This is a genomic window from Betaproteobacteria bacterium, from assembly GCA_016713305.1.
Lineage (GTDB): Bacteria > Pseudomonadota > Gammaproteobacteria > Burkholderiales.
The window spans coordinates 455,299-473,491 of the sequence record JADJPK010000008.1 but is presented as its reverse complement, the minus strand read 5'-3'; the positions used below and the strand labels follow the sequence as shown (position 1 = coordinate 473,491).

Here is an 18,193-nt window from a genome sequence, read left to right as displayed (position 1 = left end):
AGACCTTCGATGAAAATCTCGCACTTCGTCGCGGCGATCGCCGCATTTCTTGTCACCGGTTCCGCCGTTGCCGAAACGATCGGTTTCGAGGACTTCGCCCTGGACGCCACGGGCGTCTACATGCCCGGTGCCACCACCTCCTTCACGAGCGGTTCTGCCACCTTCAATCATGAGTTCGAGAACTGGGGAGGTGGCTGCTGCTGGTCCGGCTGGACCGTGTCGAATCACACCGACAGCACGACCGCGGGACCGGCAAATCAGTACAGTGCCTGGCCCGGGAGCGGAGAAGGAGGCTCGGCGCAGTACGGCATCGCCTACGTCGGGGCGCCTTCGATCGATTTCGCGTCACCGGTCGTCGTGCAGGGGGCGTCTCTTGCCGTCACGACCTACGCGGCCCTTTCGATGCTCCAGGGCGACGGCTTTGCAAAGAAGTTCGGCGGGCCGAGCGGCACGGATCCCGACTTCCTGACAGTCGCCGTGCAAGGACGCGATGTGGCCGGGCACATCACGGGAACCGTCGTCCTCGCGCTGGCCGACTACCGGTTCGACGATTCCGGTTCGGATTTCATCCTCGAAGGCTGGCAACGTATCGACCTCACGTCCCTCGGTATGGTGAGTTCGCTCAGCTTCTCCATGGACTCGTCCGACAAGGGTGACTTCGGCATCAACACCCCCACGTACTTCGCGCTCGACGACCTGACCGTGACCGCCGTCCCCGAACCCGGTACTGCCGTGCTCCTCACGCTGGGGTCGTCATCCTGGCCGCCGGCGTGTCGCGCCGCCGCTGACCGATGGTTCGCCGCATCGGGCGGATCCGGTCCGTTGCGGCTGTCCTTGCGGTCGGGCCCATTCTCTGCCTGGGACCGGCCGCAGTCCGGGCTGACGACGAGTCGCCTCTGTTCAAGATGCGCGAGGTCGTCGTCTCGGCCCGGGCGGCCGACGGCACGCTTCGGACCACACCGCACAGCCTGTCCATCATCACCGCTGCGGACATCGAGCGTTCCTCGGCCGTCACGGTGGCCGAACTCCTGGCACGCGAGGCCAACGTCAACCTGCAGAGCTATTCCGGCACCGACAAGCAGGCAACCATCGATATCCGCGGCATGGGTGCGACCTCCACGAGCAACGTGCTGGTGGTCGTCGATGGCGTCCGCCTGAACGAGTCCGATCTTTCGGGCGCCGACCTCGCCTCCATTCCGCTTTCCCAGATCGAACGCATCGAGATCCTGCGGGGTGGGGGGGCGGTTCGCTTCGGCGACGGCGCCGTGGGCGGAGTGATCCACATCCTCACGAAACGCAGTGGCCCGCTCGGCCACGGCGGAGAAGTATCCGCGCGGTTCGAGTCCTTCCGCACCCGCGAACTGCGTCTCGCCGCAAGCGGCAGTTCCGGTCGCTGGTCGGGGCGCATCGACGCGAACGAGTTCCGGACGGACGGCTTCCGTCGCAACTCGGATCTTGACGCCCGCAACGCCGCCGCCTCGCTGCGATACACGCCGCAAGGGCAGTGGTCCTTTCTCACCTTCCAGGGACGTGCTGCCGCTCATCGCGACGAGATCGGACTGGCCGGCCCGGTGAGCGCGGCCGCGTTCTCTTCGGGCACTGCGGAACGACGCTCCACCAGCGCTCCCTTCGACGAGAGCAGCACCGACGATCTGCGGCTGCAACTCGACATGCTCGCCGATCTGGGGGAGCGCGGCGCGGTGGAACTGCGCTGGTCCGGCCGCGACCGCAAGACGCCCTACGTGATCGGATTCAACGCGGGGATCCCATTGGAGAATCAGCGGTCACGCATCACGTCGCGACGGCAGGACATCCTGCTGCGCTACGAACGGCGCTTCGACGCGCTGGGCGGAAGCCACGCGCTGTCGGCCGGCATCGAAGTACTTTCCGCCGACTATGCGCGAAGCGAGAACGGCGAGAACCTGATCGGGACGTCCACACGACGCTCGGGCACGGCCGATTCCACCGCCCAGTTCGTCATGCTGAACTCGGTCCTGTCGTCCGCATGGGCGCTCCAGGCAGGGTTGCGGCTGGACCGGTACGAATCCCGTGCGGACGATGCCCGCTACATCGCGTCGGGCTGCCGAACCATCACCGAGACCACGCTGGTGGACGTGGATCCCGGACCCGGCGTCACCCTGATTCCCGTCCCCGTCACCCGCCAGGTGGACTGCGTCGAAGCATACCGGTCGCAGGGATTCGCACGGCGCCAATCCCGGCAAATGGCGGTCGAACTGGGCGCCACCTGGAGCCCGGACGCCCGGACTACCGCGTTCGCCTCCGCGACTCGTCATTTCCGCAATCCGAATCTCGACGAACTGCTGCTCGCCACGACCGACCTGCACTCCCAGCATGGAACGACATTCGAGGCCGGGATCCGTTCGCGTCCCGGCGAGCGCGTCGAACTGTCGGCCACCGCGTTCCTGATGCGCGTCGTCGACGAGATCTCGTTCGGTTCCAACGCGTTCGGCGCCATCAGCCTCAATCGGAATCTTGCGGAACCCACGCGACGATTCGGGGGCGAGGCGGAACTTCGCTGGAGCGCCACGAGCCGGTTGGCGGTCCGGGCCAACGTGGGCTACGTCGTGCCGAAGCTCGCCCGGACGGGAACCGACATTCCTCTGGTTCCACGGACCACGGCGCTCCTGGATCTGGAGTGGTCCCCGTTTCCACGGTGGCAGGCAACGCTCACGAACCGCCACACCGGCTCGCGCTACGATGGCAACGATTTCACCAATTCGCAGTTTCCCCGGCTGCCGGCGCACACGCTCGTCGATGCAACGCTGCGATTCGACAACGGGTCGTTCACGTTGACGGCCGGGGTGCGCAACCTCTTCGACCGCCCTTACGCGACGATCGCCTACAGCGCGAACTACTACCCCATGCCCGAGCGCCACACCTTCGTCGCCTGCCGCTGGAGGTTCTGAAGGGCGACTCCCCCTTTACCGCGGCGCTGAAGCCGGCGCGATACGGGCCGATAATCCTCCGGTGCCATAATTCCGGATGGATAAGGAGTCACGCAGAACATGGACACGACAGCGCCGGCGCGGACCGAAGCCACCGCCAACCGCAGGCTGGAACTGGACGGCATCCTCGCCGACATGGTCCAGGACGGTCTCGCCAGCCGGGAACAGGCGCAGGAACTGCTGTCGAAGCAGGTGTCGCGGCGCGCGCCCATCCACCCGCTCGTACTGATCGCGGACCAGAAGTGGCCCGATCCACGCAACCCCAAGAAGCTGCTGCACCTGGAACTGCTCACCGAGTGGCTCGCAGGCCGCGTGGACCTGCCCTATCTGCACATCGACCCCTTCAAGATCGACTTCACCGCGGTGACCAAGGTGATGTCGAATGCCTACGCCACCCGCTTCCGCATCCTGCCCGTCCAGGTGACCTCCAAGGAATGCGTGATCGCCGTGTCCGAACCGCACGTGCGGGAGTGGGAGGCGGAACTGCGCGCGTGCTGCGGCTGGACATCAAACGGGTCCTCGCGAATCCGCGGGACATCGACAACTATCTGGTCGAGTTCTAGCAACCTCGCCCGGTCGGTGCACGGCGCGCAGCAGCAGAAGAAGGGCGAGCTGAACGACATCACCAACTTCGAGCAGCTCGTCCAGCTCGGCAGCCGCGGGCAGGTGGACGCCAACGACCGCCACGTCGTCCACATCGTCGACTGGATCTTCCAGTACGCGTTCGAGCAGCGGGCAAGCGACATTCACATGGAACCACGCCGGGATGTCGGCAACGTGCGTTTCCGCATCGACGGCGTGCTGCACCAGGTCTACCAGATCCCCACGGCCGTGATGGCGGCCATGACGAGCCGCATCAAGAGCCTCGGCCGCATGGACGTCGTGGAGAGCCGCCGTCCTCAGGATGGCCGGATCAAGACCGTGACGCCCGACGGCTCCGAAGTGGAACTGCGCCTGTCCACCATGCCCACGGCGTTCGGCGAGAAGCTCGTGATGCGGATCTTCAACCCGGACGTGATCGTCAAGGACTATCGGGAACTCGGCTTTTCCGAAGACGACCAGAACCGGTGGACCCAGATGACCACGCAGCCGCACGGCATCGTGCTGGTGACGGGCCCCACGGGATCGGGCAAGACCACGACGCTCTACTCCACGTTGAAGCAGCTGTCCACGCCCGACGTGAACGTCTGCACCATCGAGGACCCTATCGAGATGGTGGAGCCCTCGTTCAACCAGATGCAGGTCCAGCACTCCATCGGACTGGATTTCGCCTCCGGCGTCCGCACGCTCCTGCGGCAGGATCCGGACATCATCATGGTCGGCGAGATCCGCGATCTCGAAACGGCCGAGATGGCGATCCAGGCCTCTCTCACCGGCCATCTGGTGCTCTCGACACTGCACACGAACGACGCACCGGCGGCCATCACCCGGCTGCTGGACATCGGCGTTCCGCCCTACCTGCTGCACTCGACGATCCTGGGCGTGATGGCCCAGCGCCTGGTGCGGACCCTGTGCCCGCACTGCCGGGAAGCGGGCCCCATCGACGACGACACGTGGAACATGCTCATCACGCCCTGGAAGGCGGAAAGCCCAAGCAGGTGTTCCATCCCAAGGGCTGCCTCGAATGCCGCATGACCGGCTACATGGGACGCGTCGGCATCTACGAGATCATGCTGTTCACGCCGGGCCAGCGCAAATTCGTGACAGCGGCGGCCGATCTGCCGGCGATCCGCGAACAGGCGTACCGCGACGGCATGAGACCGCTTCGCATCAGCGGCGCCATGAAGGTCGCGCAGGGTGTGACCACCGTGGAGGAAGTGCTCAAATCCGCGCCACCCATCACGCTGGACCGACGCAGGAAAGGCTCCGGCCCCGGACGGGGCCTGCGGCATGAACCGATTCCAGCGCCGCGACGAACACGTCGCCGGTCGAAGGCTGGATCTGCGTCCCGGGACATTGGCGAAGGCAGCGTTCTGGGCTGCTCTGTACACGGTGGTCGGCCTGTCCCTGCTGTCGCTCTCCGGGCGCCACGACCAGCTACGTGATGCTCTGGCCCTCGGCGGCGATCGCCGTGATGGCGGCACTGCGTCTGGGCCCCGTGGCGCTTCGTTCATCTTCGCCGCGGCGGGCTTGGTCGAATGGATCGACGGCGGGCCGGCACCGCTCGTCATCGCGGAGGCCGGCGCCGCGGTCCTCGAGGCCGCCATCGCCTGGCTCGTTCTCCGGCGCGTCGGGCTCGGCAGGGAGGAATTCCCGGCGCGTGCACTGGGCGTGGACATTCCGGTCGTATCGCTGCTCGCACCTGCGCCGGCCGCTGCGGCGTTCGCAGGCGTCTACGCCCTCGTACACGGCGTGGGGATCGTCGACGCGAGCCACATCGCCGTGTTGTGGTGGCTGTCGGACGCCGTCGGCATCATGGTGTTCCTGCCGCTTCGTCGTGTGGCGGCATCCGCCCCGCCTCTGCCCGGACACCCGGTGCATTCCGCCGGCTTGCTGACATGCCATGCGCTCATCTCCGGCTTCGTGTTCTTCGGCGGAGCATCGACCTGGCCTGATCAGACCTCCATTGCCTATCTCACGTTTCCCGTCGCCTTGCTGATCGCCGTCAACGCGGGATCGCACCTGGCAACCCTCGCCGTGGCCGTCGTCGCGGTTTTCGGACTGGTCGGCACCTGAACGGGGTGGGGCCCTTCACCTTCTCGACACCGACGACCGATCACCTGCTGCTGGAGCTGTTTCCGCGCCATCAACGCCGGCTCGACGCTGTTCGTCCATGGCCTTGCCGCGGCCCAGCGCAACGCGGCCAATCAGCTGCGGAGGGCTTCGACCGCTTCCGCTCGCTTGCCGCCCTGTCGGCGGATTGGTACTGGGAGACGGACGTCAACCAGCGGTTCACGCGGGTGTCCGGCCGTGCCGTCGATTCCGGCCTCTTGATCCCGCGAACTTCATCGGGCGCTCGCGCTGGGAACTGCCTTGCGTGGTGACCGACGAGGAAAGGCAGCGTCACGATTCGGCCATGGCCCGGCGCGAATCGTTCCGCGATCTGATGCTGACGCGCCTCAACATGGGCGACACCGCCACGTGTCGATCAGCGGCGAGCCGGTGCTGGACGAATCGGGCCGGTTCGCCGGGTACCGTGGCGGGCCGCGACGTCACCGTGATGAAGCAGGCGGAGCACGAGATTGCCCAGTCGCGCGGATTCCTCAAGGCCCTGATCGACGCCATCCCGAGCCCTGTGCTGCTGAAGGATGGCCAGCACCGCTACGTGGAGGCCAATCCGTCTTTCGTGGAGTTCTTCGAACGGCCGCTCGACCGGATCGTGGGCCGCACGGACTTCGATTTCTTCACCCGCGAAGACGCCACCTATTTCCTCTCCACCGACCAGGCGGCGTTGCGCGGAGACGGGCCCGTGACCTCACGAGCGTCCCTTATCGCATCCACGACTCGATCCGGTGGATGCTCGTGCGCAAGACCGCTATCACGGCACCGGACGGCAAACGCTACATTCTTCTGGTTCTCTTCGACGTGACCGGCAAGAATGCGACCGAAGAGCGCCTGCGCGAGAGCGAGCAGCGATTCCGCAGCCTGACGGAACTGTCGGCGGACTGGTACTGGGAGCAGGACGACCGCTACCGCTACACCTATTCGTCCGATAGCGCGGCCGGCCACATGGTCGAGACCGGTTCGGAGCTCATCGGCCGGACCCGTTTCGAAGCCGAATTCGACTGGCCATCGGATCAGGCGATGCGGGACCACCGCGCCACACTGGATGCCCGGCGGCCGTTCCGGGACCTCGTGCTCCGCTCCCGCAAGACCGGCCGCTGGGGCCTGTCCAGTGGCGAACCCGTGTTCGATGCCGGCGGCGCCTTCAAGGGATACCGGGGCGTCGGCCGGGATATCACGGATCTCAAGACTGTCGAGGAACAGTTGCGCGAGAGCGCGAATGCCGGTTCCGCGACTTCGCGGAAGCCGCGAGCGAATTCGTGTGGGAACAGGACGCCCATGGCGCCTATACGTACCTCTCGCCGCGGGTCCGCAACGTGCTCGGCTACGCGAACACCGAACTGATCGGGCGGCGGCCTGCCGATCTCATGCCCGCAGGCGAGAACGAGCGGGTTTCGCTGTGGCTGGACGACCATGTGCGGCCGGACGGTTCCTAAGGGCGATCTGGGGCACACAACGCTCTCACCCGCAGCGGGTCCATCGTCTGGGTGAGCGTGAACGCGGTAGCCATGCGGGGACGAAGCGGGCCGCGCGGTCGGGCAACGCGGGACAGCGCGGGACATCACGGACCGCAAGGCCGCGGAGGAACGCATCAGCCAGCTGGCGACGCGCGATGCGCTGACCGGCCTGCCCAACCGGCTGCTGCTCCAGGATCGTCTGGAGCAGGGGCTGGTGAACTCACGGCGAAACCGCGAATCCCTGGCGCTGATGTTCATCGATCTCGACCGCTTCAAGAACATCAACGATTCCCTGGGCCACGATGTCGGCGACCTGCTGCTGAAGGAGGTCGCCACGCGGATGCAGACGTGCATCCGCAAGGTGACACCCTGGCACGGCTGGGTGGCGACGAGTTCGTGATCACGCTCGAAGGCCTGCAACAGGCGGAGGATGCCGCCCACGTGGCGGACAAGATCACCGCGGCCCTTGCACGGCCCGTGGAGGTCCGGGCGCACACCCTCAACACGTCCTGCTCGATCGGCATCAGCATCTTTCCGGACGATGCCGAGGATGCCGCCACGCTCATGAAGAACGCGGACACGGCGATGTACCACGCCAAGGAGAAGGGGCGGCGCAACTACCAGTTCTTCTCGCGCGAGATGAACATCCGCGCGGTGGAGCGGCACGATCTGGAGAACGCGCTGCGGCTTGCGCTCAACCGGGACGAGTTCGTGCTGCACTACCAGCCGCAGATCGACATCGCCACCGGCCGGATCGCGGGTGTGGAAGCCCTGCTGCGCTGGAAGCATCCGGTCAAGGGCCTCGTCGCACCGGCCACGTTCATCGAAGTGGCGGAGGAGACCGGCCTCATCGAGCCCATCGGGGCCTGGGCCCTGCGCGCCGCCTGCGAACAGAACAAGGCGTGGCAGGACGCCGGTTATCCCGCCCTGCGGGTGGCCGTCAACGTCTCTGCCCGCCAGTTCCACCAGCCCAACGAGTTCGCGCGTGCCGTGCAGCGCATCCTCGCGCGCACCGGGCTCGATCCGATGTGGCTGGAGCTCGAGATGACCGAGTCCGTGCTGTGGCAGTCGGCGGACGAGAGCATCCAGGCGTTCCGCAGGTTGGGGAAGTTGGCACGCGCCTGGCGGTGGACGACTTCGGCACGGGTACCGCTCGCGACACTCGGCAGTTGCCCATCGACACGCTCAAGATCGACTGTTCCTTCGTGCGCGATGTCGACTCGACAAGGGCAGCGACGTCATCGTGGCCACCATCGTGGGATGGCCCACAGCCTCAACCTCCGCGTCACTGCGGAAGGGGTCGAGAATCTCGCGCAGCCGTCTACCCTCAAGCGTCTGGGCTGCGACGAGTATCAGGGCTTTCTCTTCAGCAAGCCCGTACCGGCGGACGAGATCGCGCGTCGCTACCTGCGCCGCGGCAGCTCAATTTCGGCGCGTGAGCCACCGCACGGCAGACGCTGCGCCGGTTCAGCCGGCGCGCAGTGGATGTCGTCGTGATCGGCGGAGGCGCCACGGCCCGGGCATCGCGCTGGATGCCGCGCAACGGGGATTCTCCGTGGCACTGGTCGAAGCACGCGACTTCGCGGCCGGCACGTCCTCGCGAGCCACCGTTGCTGCACGGCGGGGTCCGGCTACCTGCCCAGGGGAACCTGGCCCTCGTGCGAGGTGGCGCTGCGCGAACGCACGGTCATCATGGGCAACGCGCCGCATCTTGCGCAGCCCCTGCCCTTCGTCCTGCCACTCTACGTGATTGCGCGTGGCGCGCTGTTCGATCGCTGGTTCTACCGGGTCGGGCTGGGTCTCTACGACCGCCTGGCTGGAGAAGCCGCCATCCATCGGACCGACACGCTGACGCCGCCGCGGCACGGTCCTGCATTCCCGCGCTGAAGACGGAGGGGCCTGCGGCTGCCGTGCGTTACCGGGGATGGCCAGTTCGAGGATGCGCGCCTGGCGCTGCCCCGGCTCCGCACGGCGATGAGCCAGAAGGTGCGGCGGCCCTCAATCACTGCCGGGCGGTGGAACTCCTGCGGGAGGGCGGCCGCATCGCAGGCATCGTGGCGGAGGATGCCGAAACGAGCCGCCGTCTTCGCCTGCAAAAGCCGCTGCGTGATCAACGCCACGGGGTCTGGGTGGATGCGATCCGGCATCTGACGCCTCGAACGAAACGGATCTGGTGGTCCCCAGCCGTGGCACGCATCTTGTCGTCGACCGATCGTTTCTTCAGGGCGATCACGCCTGTGCCAGCTGCCGCGCACCGCGGACGGGCCGCGTGCTCTTCGCGATTCCCGGCTGGGACGCGTGCTGCTCGGGACGACTGACGTGGCTGCGTCCTCCGCACCCCAGGAGCCGGAGGCAGACTCCGCCGAAGTCGACTTCTGTTCTCCGCGAGGCCGCATCCGTCCTGGTACGACTCGCCGCAGCGCCACGACGTGCGCTCTGTGGGTCAGCTGCGCCCCAGTGAAGCCTGCCGCGCCGTCCGGCGCCGCGACAAAGTCCGTGTCGCGCGAGCACCGTGCACGTGGACCGCTCCGGTCTCGTCAGCGTCATGGGCGAAAATGGACGACCTATCGCTCGATGGCGGGAAGACGTGCTGCAGCGATGCACCGATGCCGGCTTTCGCCCGCGCCCCGCAGGCGGGACGGCAGCCCTTCGCTTGCACGGCTGATCGAGCGGTCGGGTTCGATCACCGAAGCACCCGGTCTGCACCTCGTACGGCGCCGATGCACCGCGTAGCCGCACCGCCCGGACCGAAGTCCGAACTCGCCCCTGGGGCTGACTGGAGGGCATGGTGCGCTTCGCTGCGCGTGAGGAGCACGCGCGCCCGTGGAAGACGTGCTCGCGAGACGATCGCGGCTGCTGTTCCTGGACGCTTCCCGTGCAGCAAGTTCGCACCGCGCGTTGCGGAGATCCTCGAGGAAGAACTCTGGCCGGCTTTCGACGCGCAGGCGTCGTGCCGTGCGTTCGTGGAACTGGCGGCGCGGTACGCGTGCGTTCCCCGAATCGGCGCTACCGCGTCAGATCCTTCATCGCCCGGTCGAGCCCCCTTCCAGCGTGAGGGGGAACATCCGCTCGCCCATCAACTGGCGCGTGAGCTTGATCGAGTCGTAGTAGTCCCAGCGGTCTTCCGGCTGCGATTCAGCCAGACGGTCTTGGGATAGACGTCCAGCACCTGCTGCAGCCACACCGCTCCCGCTTCCTCGTTGTGGTGCTCGATGGATCCGCCCGATAGGCGATCTCTGTCCGTGTTGGCGGTGGCATCGCCGACGAAGATCGCTCGTTAGTGGTCGTGGGCGTAGGCAGTAAGGCGTAGCCGCAGCATGGGAAAAGCGCTCGCCGTTGCGGCGGTGCCGGTTGTCCTTCCAATCTCTCCGTAGACGAAATTGTGGAAGTAGAAGTACTCCATGTGCTTGAACTCGGCGCGCGCCGCGGAGAAGAGCTTCTCGCACACCTTCACGTGGTCGTCCACGGAACTGCCCACGTCCAGGAACAGCAGCACCTTCACGCCGCGTTGTGGCGCTCCGGCACTATCTTTGATGACCAGCCAGCCCGCGTTGCGGGTGGTGGAGCGCACCGTGTCGTCGAGATCCAGTTCGTCGGCCGCCCTTCCCGCGCGAATCGCCGCAGCCGCTTCAGCGCCACCTTGATGTTGCGTGTGCCCAGCTCCACGGTGTCGTCGAGGTTGCGGTACTGCCGCTCGTCCCACACCTTCACGGCGCGGCGGTTGCGCGAGCCGTCCTGGCCGATGCGCACGCCCTCCGGGTTGTAGCCGTAGGCGCCGAAGGGCGAGGTACCGGCCGTGCCGATCCACTTGGAACCGCCCTGGTGACGGCCCCCTTTCCTCGAGGCGCTTGCGCAGCGTCTCCATGAGCTTTTCCTAATCCGCCCAGGGATTCGATGGCCGCCTTGTCCCCGTCCGACAGGAGCAGTTCCTCGCCTGCTTGCGCAGCTCTTCCGGTAGCACGGTTACAGCATCCCGCGGGTCGGGGATCTGCGCGATACCCTTGAAGTACTCGGCGAACACCCGGTTGAACTTGTCGTCGTTGGATTAAACCCGTCCTTCACGAGGGGCAGGCCCCGTCGGGCGAGGTAGTAGAACCCCTCCACGTTGTAGCTCGGCAGTTCCGCCGTGATGCCGGGCATGAGGGTGAGGTATTCCCTTCACCGACACCGGCAACCCGCCTTCCTTCAGCTTGATGAAGAAATCGATGAGTATGGCCCGCTCGCGGAACGACGGCCCAAGCGAAAACGAACGCCGTTCGCCACGAACTCGAGGCGCCGAACAGGTGGACATCCTGCTCGTTCTGAGCAGCGCCCCGTGCAACGGCGGAACGATCAGCCCTGGTCCTGGCTGTGCAGTGCCCTGCGGGAATGTCCTCGGCAACGAGCAGCTTCAGCCAGTCCAGCAGTTCGAGGTCGAGGGTTTCTTCTTCAAGCCCGGCACGTCGCGGAACTCGAAGAAGACGGTGAGCGCCTTTTCCAGCAGCGTGCGCTTGAGACCGGGATAGTGGACTCGACGACGCGCTCCATCGTCTCGCGGTCGGGGAAAGCGGGATGGTGGAAGAAGCAGCGGCGCAGGAAGGCATCCGGCAGCCCTTTTCGTTGTTGGAGGTGATGATGATGGCCTCCCGATGCCGCGCCTTTCACGAGCTGCTGCGTCTCGTAGACGTAGAACTCCATGCGGTCCAGTTCGCGCAGCAGATCGTTGGGGAACTTTGATGTCGGCCTTGTCGATCTTCGTCGATCAGCAGCACTGCCGGGGTATGCCGCATCGAAGGCTTCCCCAGACCGGGCCGCGCTTGATGTAGTTGGCGATGTCGTGCACACGCGTATCGCCGAGCTGCGAATCGCGCAGGCGCGACACCGCGTCGTACTTCCCTGTACAGCCCTTGCTGCGCCTTGGGCCGTGGACTTGACGTGCCACTGAGTAGCGGGCGTCCCAGCGCGCTTGCGACTTCCAGCGCCAACATCGTCTTGCCGGTTCCGGCCCGCCTGACGAGCAGCGGGTGCTTCCAGCGGGTGATGGTCGCGTTGACGGCCACGTGAGATCGTCGGTGGCGACGTAGGGTCCGGTGCCGCCGGTGAGCCGCATGGGAGAAGGGGGAGCGGGTGGGAGACAGCCCTCAGGGTACAACATGTGGGCCCGGGCACCGTCGGACCGGACTTGCCCCTGGCGTGACCCCTCGCGTGGATGGTCGCGCGCACCTGGCGGTTGACGGACGACCGGGATGCTTCGATCCGTCCCCGGCTTTTCGCTACCACGCGGGTCGTTGCCGACGACGCGCCACCTGGTCTTCCGGTCGCAAGTGACCGCCCCATCCACCATGCGCAGGAATCTGGCGATACCCGGAAGCGATCCTCAATTATTCCACCCCGGCCAGTGCCGGGCGTCGGCAAGGCTCCAGGTTCCGTGTAACGGCCACCGCGCAACAGCTGTCGAAACCCGGACCGCCATCGCGTAGCGGAACTCGCCGCTCGCTTGTGCCACGGCACGAACGGAGCGCGCGATACCGTGAGTTCCAGCTTCTGCTGGCCTGACGCCCCCCGGGTTCCTTGGTACCGCAGCTTCAAGTGCGCGAGTTCGTCGGCCTGGCCGGCGCGGGCGCCGCGTCGCGAGGGCCATAGCGCTTCCGTCGATGAGGCCCCGGGCCCCGGCGAGCGTGCGTTCGTACAGTGCCGTCGGTGCGCCCCGCGCCGATGTCGCCTGCATCCACGCGGTCGTTGTTGAAATCCTCGCGCTGCAGCGCCCGGTTCTCGTGGCCTGATCGACGGTACTCCTGTACTGTGGTCGGGTTGAACTCGATCTGCACCTTGACGTCGCGCGCGATGGTGGCGAGCGTGAGGTTTGGTCTCGTTGACGAGCACCTTGTGCCCTTCCATCAGGTTGTCGACGTAGAGTACGCGCCGTCGTCTCGGGCATCCGCCAGCCGCTCTGTCAGCTGCTCGTAGTTGCCCGTCCCGGAAGCTGAGTGTGGTCAGCGCTACACCCGACTTGCGGTTTCTCCCACCATCGCCTTCAACTGCCGGAAGTCCGTGACACCCACGTTGGTCGCCATCGGTGGCCAGCAGGATGCGGTTGATGCCGCCGGAATGAAGGTCGCTGCGCCGTTTGGGCCGCAAGGTCGATGCCAGCCGCTGGCGCCCGCCGTGCTGCCTCCGGCCGTCAGCGCATCGATGGCGGCCGCGATGCGTGCGCGCTCGCTGCCGGGCGTGGGCGGAGAACGACGGCGGTCTGGCCCGCGTAGGTGACGAGCGTGATGCGGTCGCGGTCTCGCAGCTCGTTCACCAGCAGCTTGAGGAGGACTGCAGCAAGGGCAGCTTGTCCGGGGAGTGCATCGATCCGGACACGTCGACAAGGAAGACCAGATTCGCCGGCGGCAGCGTCTCCTTGGCCTGGTCGCGCCCCTTGATCGCCACGCGCAGGATCACGTTGCCCGCGTTCCAGGGCGACGGCGCCAGCTCCGTGTGCACGGCGAAGGGGCTCGCGTCGGCTGGCGCGGCATAGTCGTAGGGGAAATAGTTGACCATCTCCTCGACACGCACGGCGTCCGGCGGCGGCAACTGCCCCGCGGAGAGCATGCGGCGCACGTTGCTGTAGCTGCCGGTATCCACATCGATGCTGAAGGTGGACACCGGCGTTTCGGCAACCCGATGCACGGGGTTGTCGTTCAACGATTGATACCGCTCCCGGAATTCGTCGACCTCCGGGTAGGCCGCCTCGGCGGGTGCCGAGTGGACGATGGACGCCGCCTTTTCGCGCTTGCCGACGTCGGCGTGGCCGGCCTGGAACTGCCGCACGGCCGCCAGCGTGCCGGCCGTGGCGTGCGAGGAGCCGCCCGCTCTCCGCCTCTCGAGCGGGTGCAGGTGGCGATACAGGTGAGGCCTCGGACAACGGACGATTCGCGCCAACGGATTCCGCGGGCAGGATCGCCGGAAACGGTGCCTCGACGTCAGGCTTGCCCGACGTGGGCCCTGTGGGGGTTTCGCCCGCTTTTTCCTGAGGAACTCTGGCGCAGGCGGCCAGAAGAAGGGTCAGAACCACCGCCGCGGCGGTGCGGGAAACGTGCATGTCGATTCTCCTGATCGGTGACGGAAAGTGCTTGCCCGGTCACTGAAACGGAGGAGAAACGCAAACGGGGTCAGGGATGGTCCGATTGATTGGCGCGACCGCGCGCGCCGGATCCGACCATTTACCCGGGCCGCTCTTCGGCGCACCTCCCGACCCCGCCGCCAAGTTGGTCCAGGCCCATCACTTCGGCTTCCACGAGTTGTGGAACTGCACGATGTACCACCGGTCGCCGCGCTTGTGCAGCACCGAGGAATTGCGCGACGGGCCGTTGGTGGTCATCTTTCCGTCCAGCGTGCGCTCGGACTGCCAGCGGGCAGTGGTCAGAACCACATCCTCGGTGAGTTGCGTGGCCGTGATCTCGAACACATTGGACTTGACCGTGCCGCGCGTACCCGACAGTGCCCGCACGAAGTACTCGCGTACACCGGCGGGATCGGTGACCAGATCGGGAGAGATGGTGCCGATGAACAGCACGTCGTCGGAGAACACGGTCATGATCTGATCGTGGTTGTCCGTCCGGAAGTACTCGAAAAACTTCTCGTACAGCGCGAGCGCGTCTTCGCGAGGACCTGCAACGGCATACGTGGTCCATAGCGAGACCAGAACGGCAAGGACGATTCGAACCATGGGTTGCTCCTCGAAAAGGTGACGGCTGGTGCGAAAGATCTGGCGAAGGGGTGAATCCGACCTCCCCTGGCATTTCCGGCAACCAGGTCGACGCACTCGTCTTGGGTGAGCCGGCAATGTCCGCGGTGCGCGCGGTCCCACGAGTGCAAACGACGGATCGATGATATCGCCGATCACCTGGACGAGACCGCACGACAGGCATTGCGATTCGGCGCTCTGCAAGTTCTCCCCGTGTACGCGCTGCCGGAACCGGGGACCGATCGGCCATAATTGCGGTCCGCTTCCCGCCTCCGGAGACTGTCATGCCGAAGTTCAATGCCAACCTGTCCATGATGTTCAACGAGGTGCCGTTCCTGGAGCGATTCGGCGCGGCGGCAAGGGCCGGATTCAAGGGTGTCGAGTTCCTCTTCCCCTACGACTTCCAGCCGCAGCAGATCCGGGACGAACTGGACCGCCATCGTCTGGAGATGGTGCTGTTCAACATGCCGCCGGGCGATTTCGCCGCGGGCGATCGCGGCCTCGCATGCGATCCGGCGCGAGCCGGCGAGTTCAAGGACGGCGTGGGCAAGTCGCTCGAATACGCCAAGGTGCTGGGGGTCAAGCGGCTGCACGTGATGGCGGGCCTGAAGCCGCGCGGCGTGGGGGAGGAAACCATGCGCGAAACCTATCTCCAGAGCCTCCGCTATGCAGGCGCGGAGGCGGCCAAGGCGGGTCTGGAGATCCTCATCGAAGCCATCAACACGCGCGACATCCCCGGCTTCTACCTCAACACGTCCGACCAGGCGTTCGACGTGATGCACTACGCGAGCGTGCCCAACCTGCGCTTCCAGTACGACATCTACCACATGCAGATCATGGAAGGCGACCTCGCACCCACCATCGAGAAACATCTCGCGAAGATCGGCCATATGCAACTCGCGGACACGCCCGGACGCCACGAACCCGGCACCGGCGAAATCAACTACGACTTCCTCTTCCGCCATATCGACAAGGTCGGGTACACGGGTTGGATCGGCTGCGAATACCGCCCGGCCGGCCGCACCGAGGATGGCCTGGGCTGGATGCGCCCCTATCTCTGACCGGAACAAAGCGATGGCCCTCCGCCGCAAGCGGCGCCGATGACGGATCGCCGCAACGCGCCCGCCTGGCTGCCCCACGCCGTGCTCGCGGCGGGTGTGCTGGTGGTGTCGACGGCGTCGATCCTGATCCGGTACGCGCATCAGGAGGGCGCCAGTTCCACGGCCATCGCTGCCCTCCGCCTCGCCTTCGCCACGGCGCTGTTGACGCCCTATGCGTGGCCGCGCGCGAGACGCGAGATCGCAGTGGCGGACCGGCGGGCCGTTCTTTTCGCGGTGGGTTCCGGCCTCGTGCTGGCCGTCCACTTCGCGACGTGGATCAGTTCTCTCGAATACACCTCGGTGGCTGCCAGCGCCGTGCTGGTGACGACCAATCCCATCTGGGTCGGTCTCGCGGCATGGCTGTGGATGCGGGAACCCGTCGGGCGGCGTGCAGTTCTCGGGATCGGCCTGGGGATGGCGGGGGGGCTGGTGGTCTTTTTTGCAGAGGCGAACGGTGCGGGTGCCAGCCCGAACGCGATGCTCGGAAATCTGCTCGCGCTGGCCGGAGCCCTGGCAGCCTCGGCCTATCTCCTCATCGGCCGCCGCGTCAGGAATCACCTGTCCCTCACCGCCTACATCTGGATCGCGTACGGATCGTCAGCCGTCGCCCTCCTTCTCTTCGCAGCCGTCACGCGACAGGCGCTGTTCGGACTGACGTGGCTCGCCTACGGTCTCCTTCTGGCGCTCGCGGCGGGTCCGCAGCTCATCGGTCACACCACGTTCAACTGGGCGGTCCGGCGCCTGCCGGCCCCCGTGGTGGCCATGGCCATTCTGGGCGAGCCGGTCGGAGCGGCCGTGCTGGCCTGGCTCCTGTTCGGAGAATCGGCGTCGCCGGCGCAACTCGCGGGTTTCGCGCTGCTGCTCGCGGGGATCTACATGTCGGCAAGGGATGAAGGCGAGCGGCCTGCGGCGGGGGACTGAACGGCGTGTAAGCTAACGCCCCTTTGCCGGACTACGCCTGCTGCCCCATGTCGCACGAACCACGTGACCTTCTGCGCCGCATGTTCGACGCGGCCATCGCCTCCGCCATGCCGGACGTCTGTATTCCGGCGCACCTGCCCGAGCCGCCCAAGGGCCGTACCCTCGTCATCGGCGCGGGCAAGGCGTCCGCGGCCATGGCCAAAGCGGTGGAAGACCACTGGAACGGCCCGCTGGAGGGTCTCGTGGTCACGCGCTACGGACACCGGGTGCCGACCCGTTCCATCGAGATCGTGGAGGCAGCCCATCCCGTACCGGATCTCGCGGGCCGCGAGGCCGCCGAGCGGATCCTGGGTCTGGTGCAGGGGCTGACGGCCGACGATCTCGTCCTGTGCCTCATCTCCGGTGGCGGTTCGGCGCTGCTCACCCTGCCGGCGTCCGGCCTGACGCTGCAGGACAAGCAGGCGATCAATCGCGCGCTGCTCAAGAGCGGCGCCAACATTACCGAAATGAACTGCGTGAGAAAGCACCTGTCCGCCATCAAGGGAGGCCGCCTCGCCGCGGCCGCAGCTCCGGCGCGGGTGGTGACGCTCACCATTTCGGACGTGCCGGGGGACGACCCCGCCGTCATCGCCTCCGGACCGACCATCGCCGATCGCACGACCTTCGCCGATGCACTGGCCATCCTGCGCAAGTACGGCATCACGGAACCCGCCTCGGTTCTCGAGCACCTGCACGCAGCCGAAGAGGAAACACCCAAACCCGGCGATTCCCGGCTCGCGCGGTGCGAAACACACATGATCGCCACGCCGCAGATGGCGCTGGAAGCGGCGGCGGCCGTTGCCCGGGACGCCGGCTGTGCGGCGATGATCCTGGGCGACGCGCTTGAAGGCGAATCCCGCGACGTCGCCATGGTTCACGCGGGAATTGCACGGCAGGTGCTCCGGCACCGTCAGCCTGTCCCCGCGCCCTGCGTGCTGCTTTCCGGCGGCGAGACCACTGTCACGGTGCGGGGAAAGGGCCGGGGCGGACGCAACGTGGAATTCCTCCTGGCGCTCGCGGTGGCGCTGGATGGCGCGCCGGGCGTCCATGCGCTGGCGGGCGACACCGACGGCATCGACGGTGCGGAGGAAACGGCAGGCGCCATCGTGACGCCGGACACCCTGGCGCGGGCAGCCGCTGCCGGCGTGGACGCCAAGGCACGCCTTGCCGATAATGACGGGCACGGCTTCTTCGAGGCGCTGGGTGACGGTGTGGTCACCGGCCCGACGCTCACCAACGTGAACGACTTCCGCGCCATCCTCATCGAGAGCTGAC

The 18,193-nt window shown here is 66.6% G+C and carries 11 protein-coding genes and 5 pseudogenes; 12 read left to right on the top strand and 4 right to left on the bottom strand.

Translation table 11 applies throughout. The features are described 5' to 3' along the window. Window positions 1-9 precede the first annotated feature (9 nt). From IPK20_12125 to IPK20_12085, 9 genes and pseudogenes are all read left to right on the top strand, one after another. Window positions 10-741 (top strand): annotated as a pseudogene (locus tag IPK20_12125) (DUF4465 domain-containing protein). A gap of 164 nt (window positions 742-905) precedes the next feature. Further along, window positions 906-2,927 (top strand): TonB-dependent receptor, encoded by a 2,022-nt coding sequence (locus IPK20_12120; GenBank protein MBK8017379.1) that lies wholly within the window; start codon window positions 906-908, stop codon window positions 2,925-2,927. 99 nt (window positions 2,928-3,026) lie between these two features. Then, window positions 3,027-5,011, top strand: a pseudogene (gene tadA / locus IPK20_12115) (Flp pilus assembly complex ATPase component TadA). Next, window positions 4,959-5,642 carry an MASE1 domain-containing protein gene (locus IPK20_12110; protein MBK8017378.1) on the top strand — a complete coding sequence of 228 codons (684 nt, stop codon included), beginning with the start codon at window positions 4,959-4,961 and terminating at the stop codon, window positions 5,640-5,642. Before tadA ends, IPK20_12110 begins: the two are co-directional and overlap by 53 nt. A gap of 301 nt (window positions 5,643-5,943) precedes the next feature. Next, a complete protein-coding gene (locus IPK20_12105) occupies window positions 5,944-6,495 on the top strand; it encodes a PAS domain-containing protein (protein ID MBK8017377.1) in 552 nt (183 codons plus the stop codon). Then, entirely contained in the window at window positions 6,429-7,034 is a 606-nt protein-coding gene (locus IPK20_12100) for a PAS domain S-box protein (GenBank protein ID MBK8017376.1), read from the top strand. Before IPK20_12105 ends, IPK20_12100 begins: the two co-directional genes overlap by 67 nt. Window positions 7,035-7,361: 327 nt before the next feature. Then, on the top strand, window positions 7,362-7,547 hold the full coding sequence (locus IPK20_12095; protein MBK8017375.1) for a GGDEF domain-containing protein: 186 nt from the start codon (window positions 7,362-7,364) through the stop codon (window positions 7,545-7,547). Continuing rightward, the gene (locus tag IPK20_12090; protein MBK8017374.1) at window positions 7,496-8,644 is read left to right on the top strand and encodes an EAL domain-containing protein; all 1,149 of its coding nucleotides are present in this window, start codon (window positions 7,496-7,498) and stop codon (window positions 8,642-8,644) included. The genes IPK20_12095 and IPK20_12090 overlap by 52 nt, the downstream gene beginning before the upstream one ends. Window positions 8,645-8,812: 168 nt before the next feature. Further along, on the top strand, window positions 8,813-9,034 hold the full coding sequence (locus IPK20_12085) for a hypothetical protein (protein ID MBK8017373.1): 222 nt from the start codon (window positions 8,813-8,815) through the stop codon (window positions 9,032-9,034). Window positions 9,035-10,170: 1,136 nt separating this feature from the next. Here IPK20_12085 and IPK20_12080 read toward each other — a convergent pair. The 4 genes and pseudogenes from IPK20_12080 to IPK20_12065 all read right to left on the bottom strand — a co-directional run bounded on the left by IPK20_12080 (window position 10,171) and on the right by IPK20_12065 (window position 14,840). Further along, window positions 10,171-11,360, bottom strand: a pseudogene (locus IPK20_12080) (VWA domain-containing protein). After that, a pseudogene (locus tag IPK20_12075) lies at window positions 11,333-12,236 on the bottom strand (MoxR family ATPase). The pseudogenes IPK20_12080 and IPK20_12075 overlap by 28 nt, the downstream one beginning before the upstream one ends. Window positions 12,237-12,506: 270 nt before the next feature. Continuing rightward, window positions 12,507-13,885 (bottom strand): annotated as a pseudogene (locus tag IPK20_12070) (von Willebrand factor type A domain-containing protein). A 508-nt stretch (window positions 13,886-14,393) separates the two neighbouring features. Beyond that, window positions 14,394-14,840 (bottom strand): nuclear transport factor 2 family protein, encoded by a 447-nt coding sequence (locus IPK20_12065; protein ID MBK8017372.1) that lies wholly within the window; start codon window positions 14,838-14,840, stop codon window positions 14,394-14,396. A 302-nt stretch (window positions 14,841-15,142) separates the two neighbouring features. Here IPK20_12065 and hyi point away from each other — a divergent pair, with 302 nt between their 5' ends. From hyi to IPK20_12050, 3 genes are read left to right on the top strand one after another with little or no spacing between them, the layout of a single operon-like run. Next, window positions 15,143-15,919 (top strand): hydroxypyruvate isomerase, encoded by a 777-nt coding sequence (gene hyi, locus IPK20_12060; GenBank protein ID MBK8017371.1) that lies wholly within the window; start codon window positions 15,143-15,145, stop codon window positions 15,917-15,919. A 39-nt stretch (window positions 15,920-15,958) separates the two neighbouring features. Next, window positions 15,959-16,879, top strand: a complete 921-nt coding sequence (locus IPK20_12055; protein ID MBK8017370.1) for a DMT family transporter — start codon at window positions 15,959-15,961, stop codon at window positions 16,877-16,879. A 47-nt stretch (window positions 16,880-16,926) separates the two neighbouring features. Continuing rightward, the gene (locus tag IPK20_12050) at window positions 16,927-18,192 is read left to right on the top strand and encodes a glycerate kinase (protein ID MBK8017369.1); all 1,266 of its coding nucleotides are present in this window, start codon (window positions 16,927-16,929) and stop codon (window positions 18,190-18,192) included. Window position 18,193: the final 1 nt, after the last annotated feature.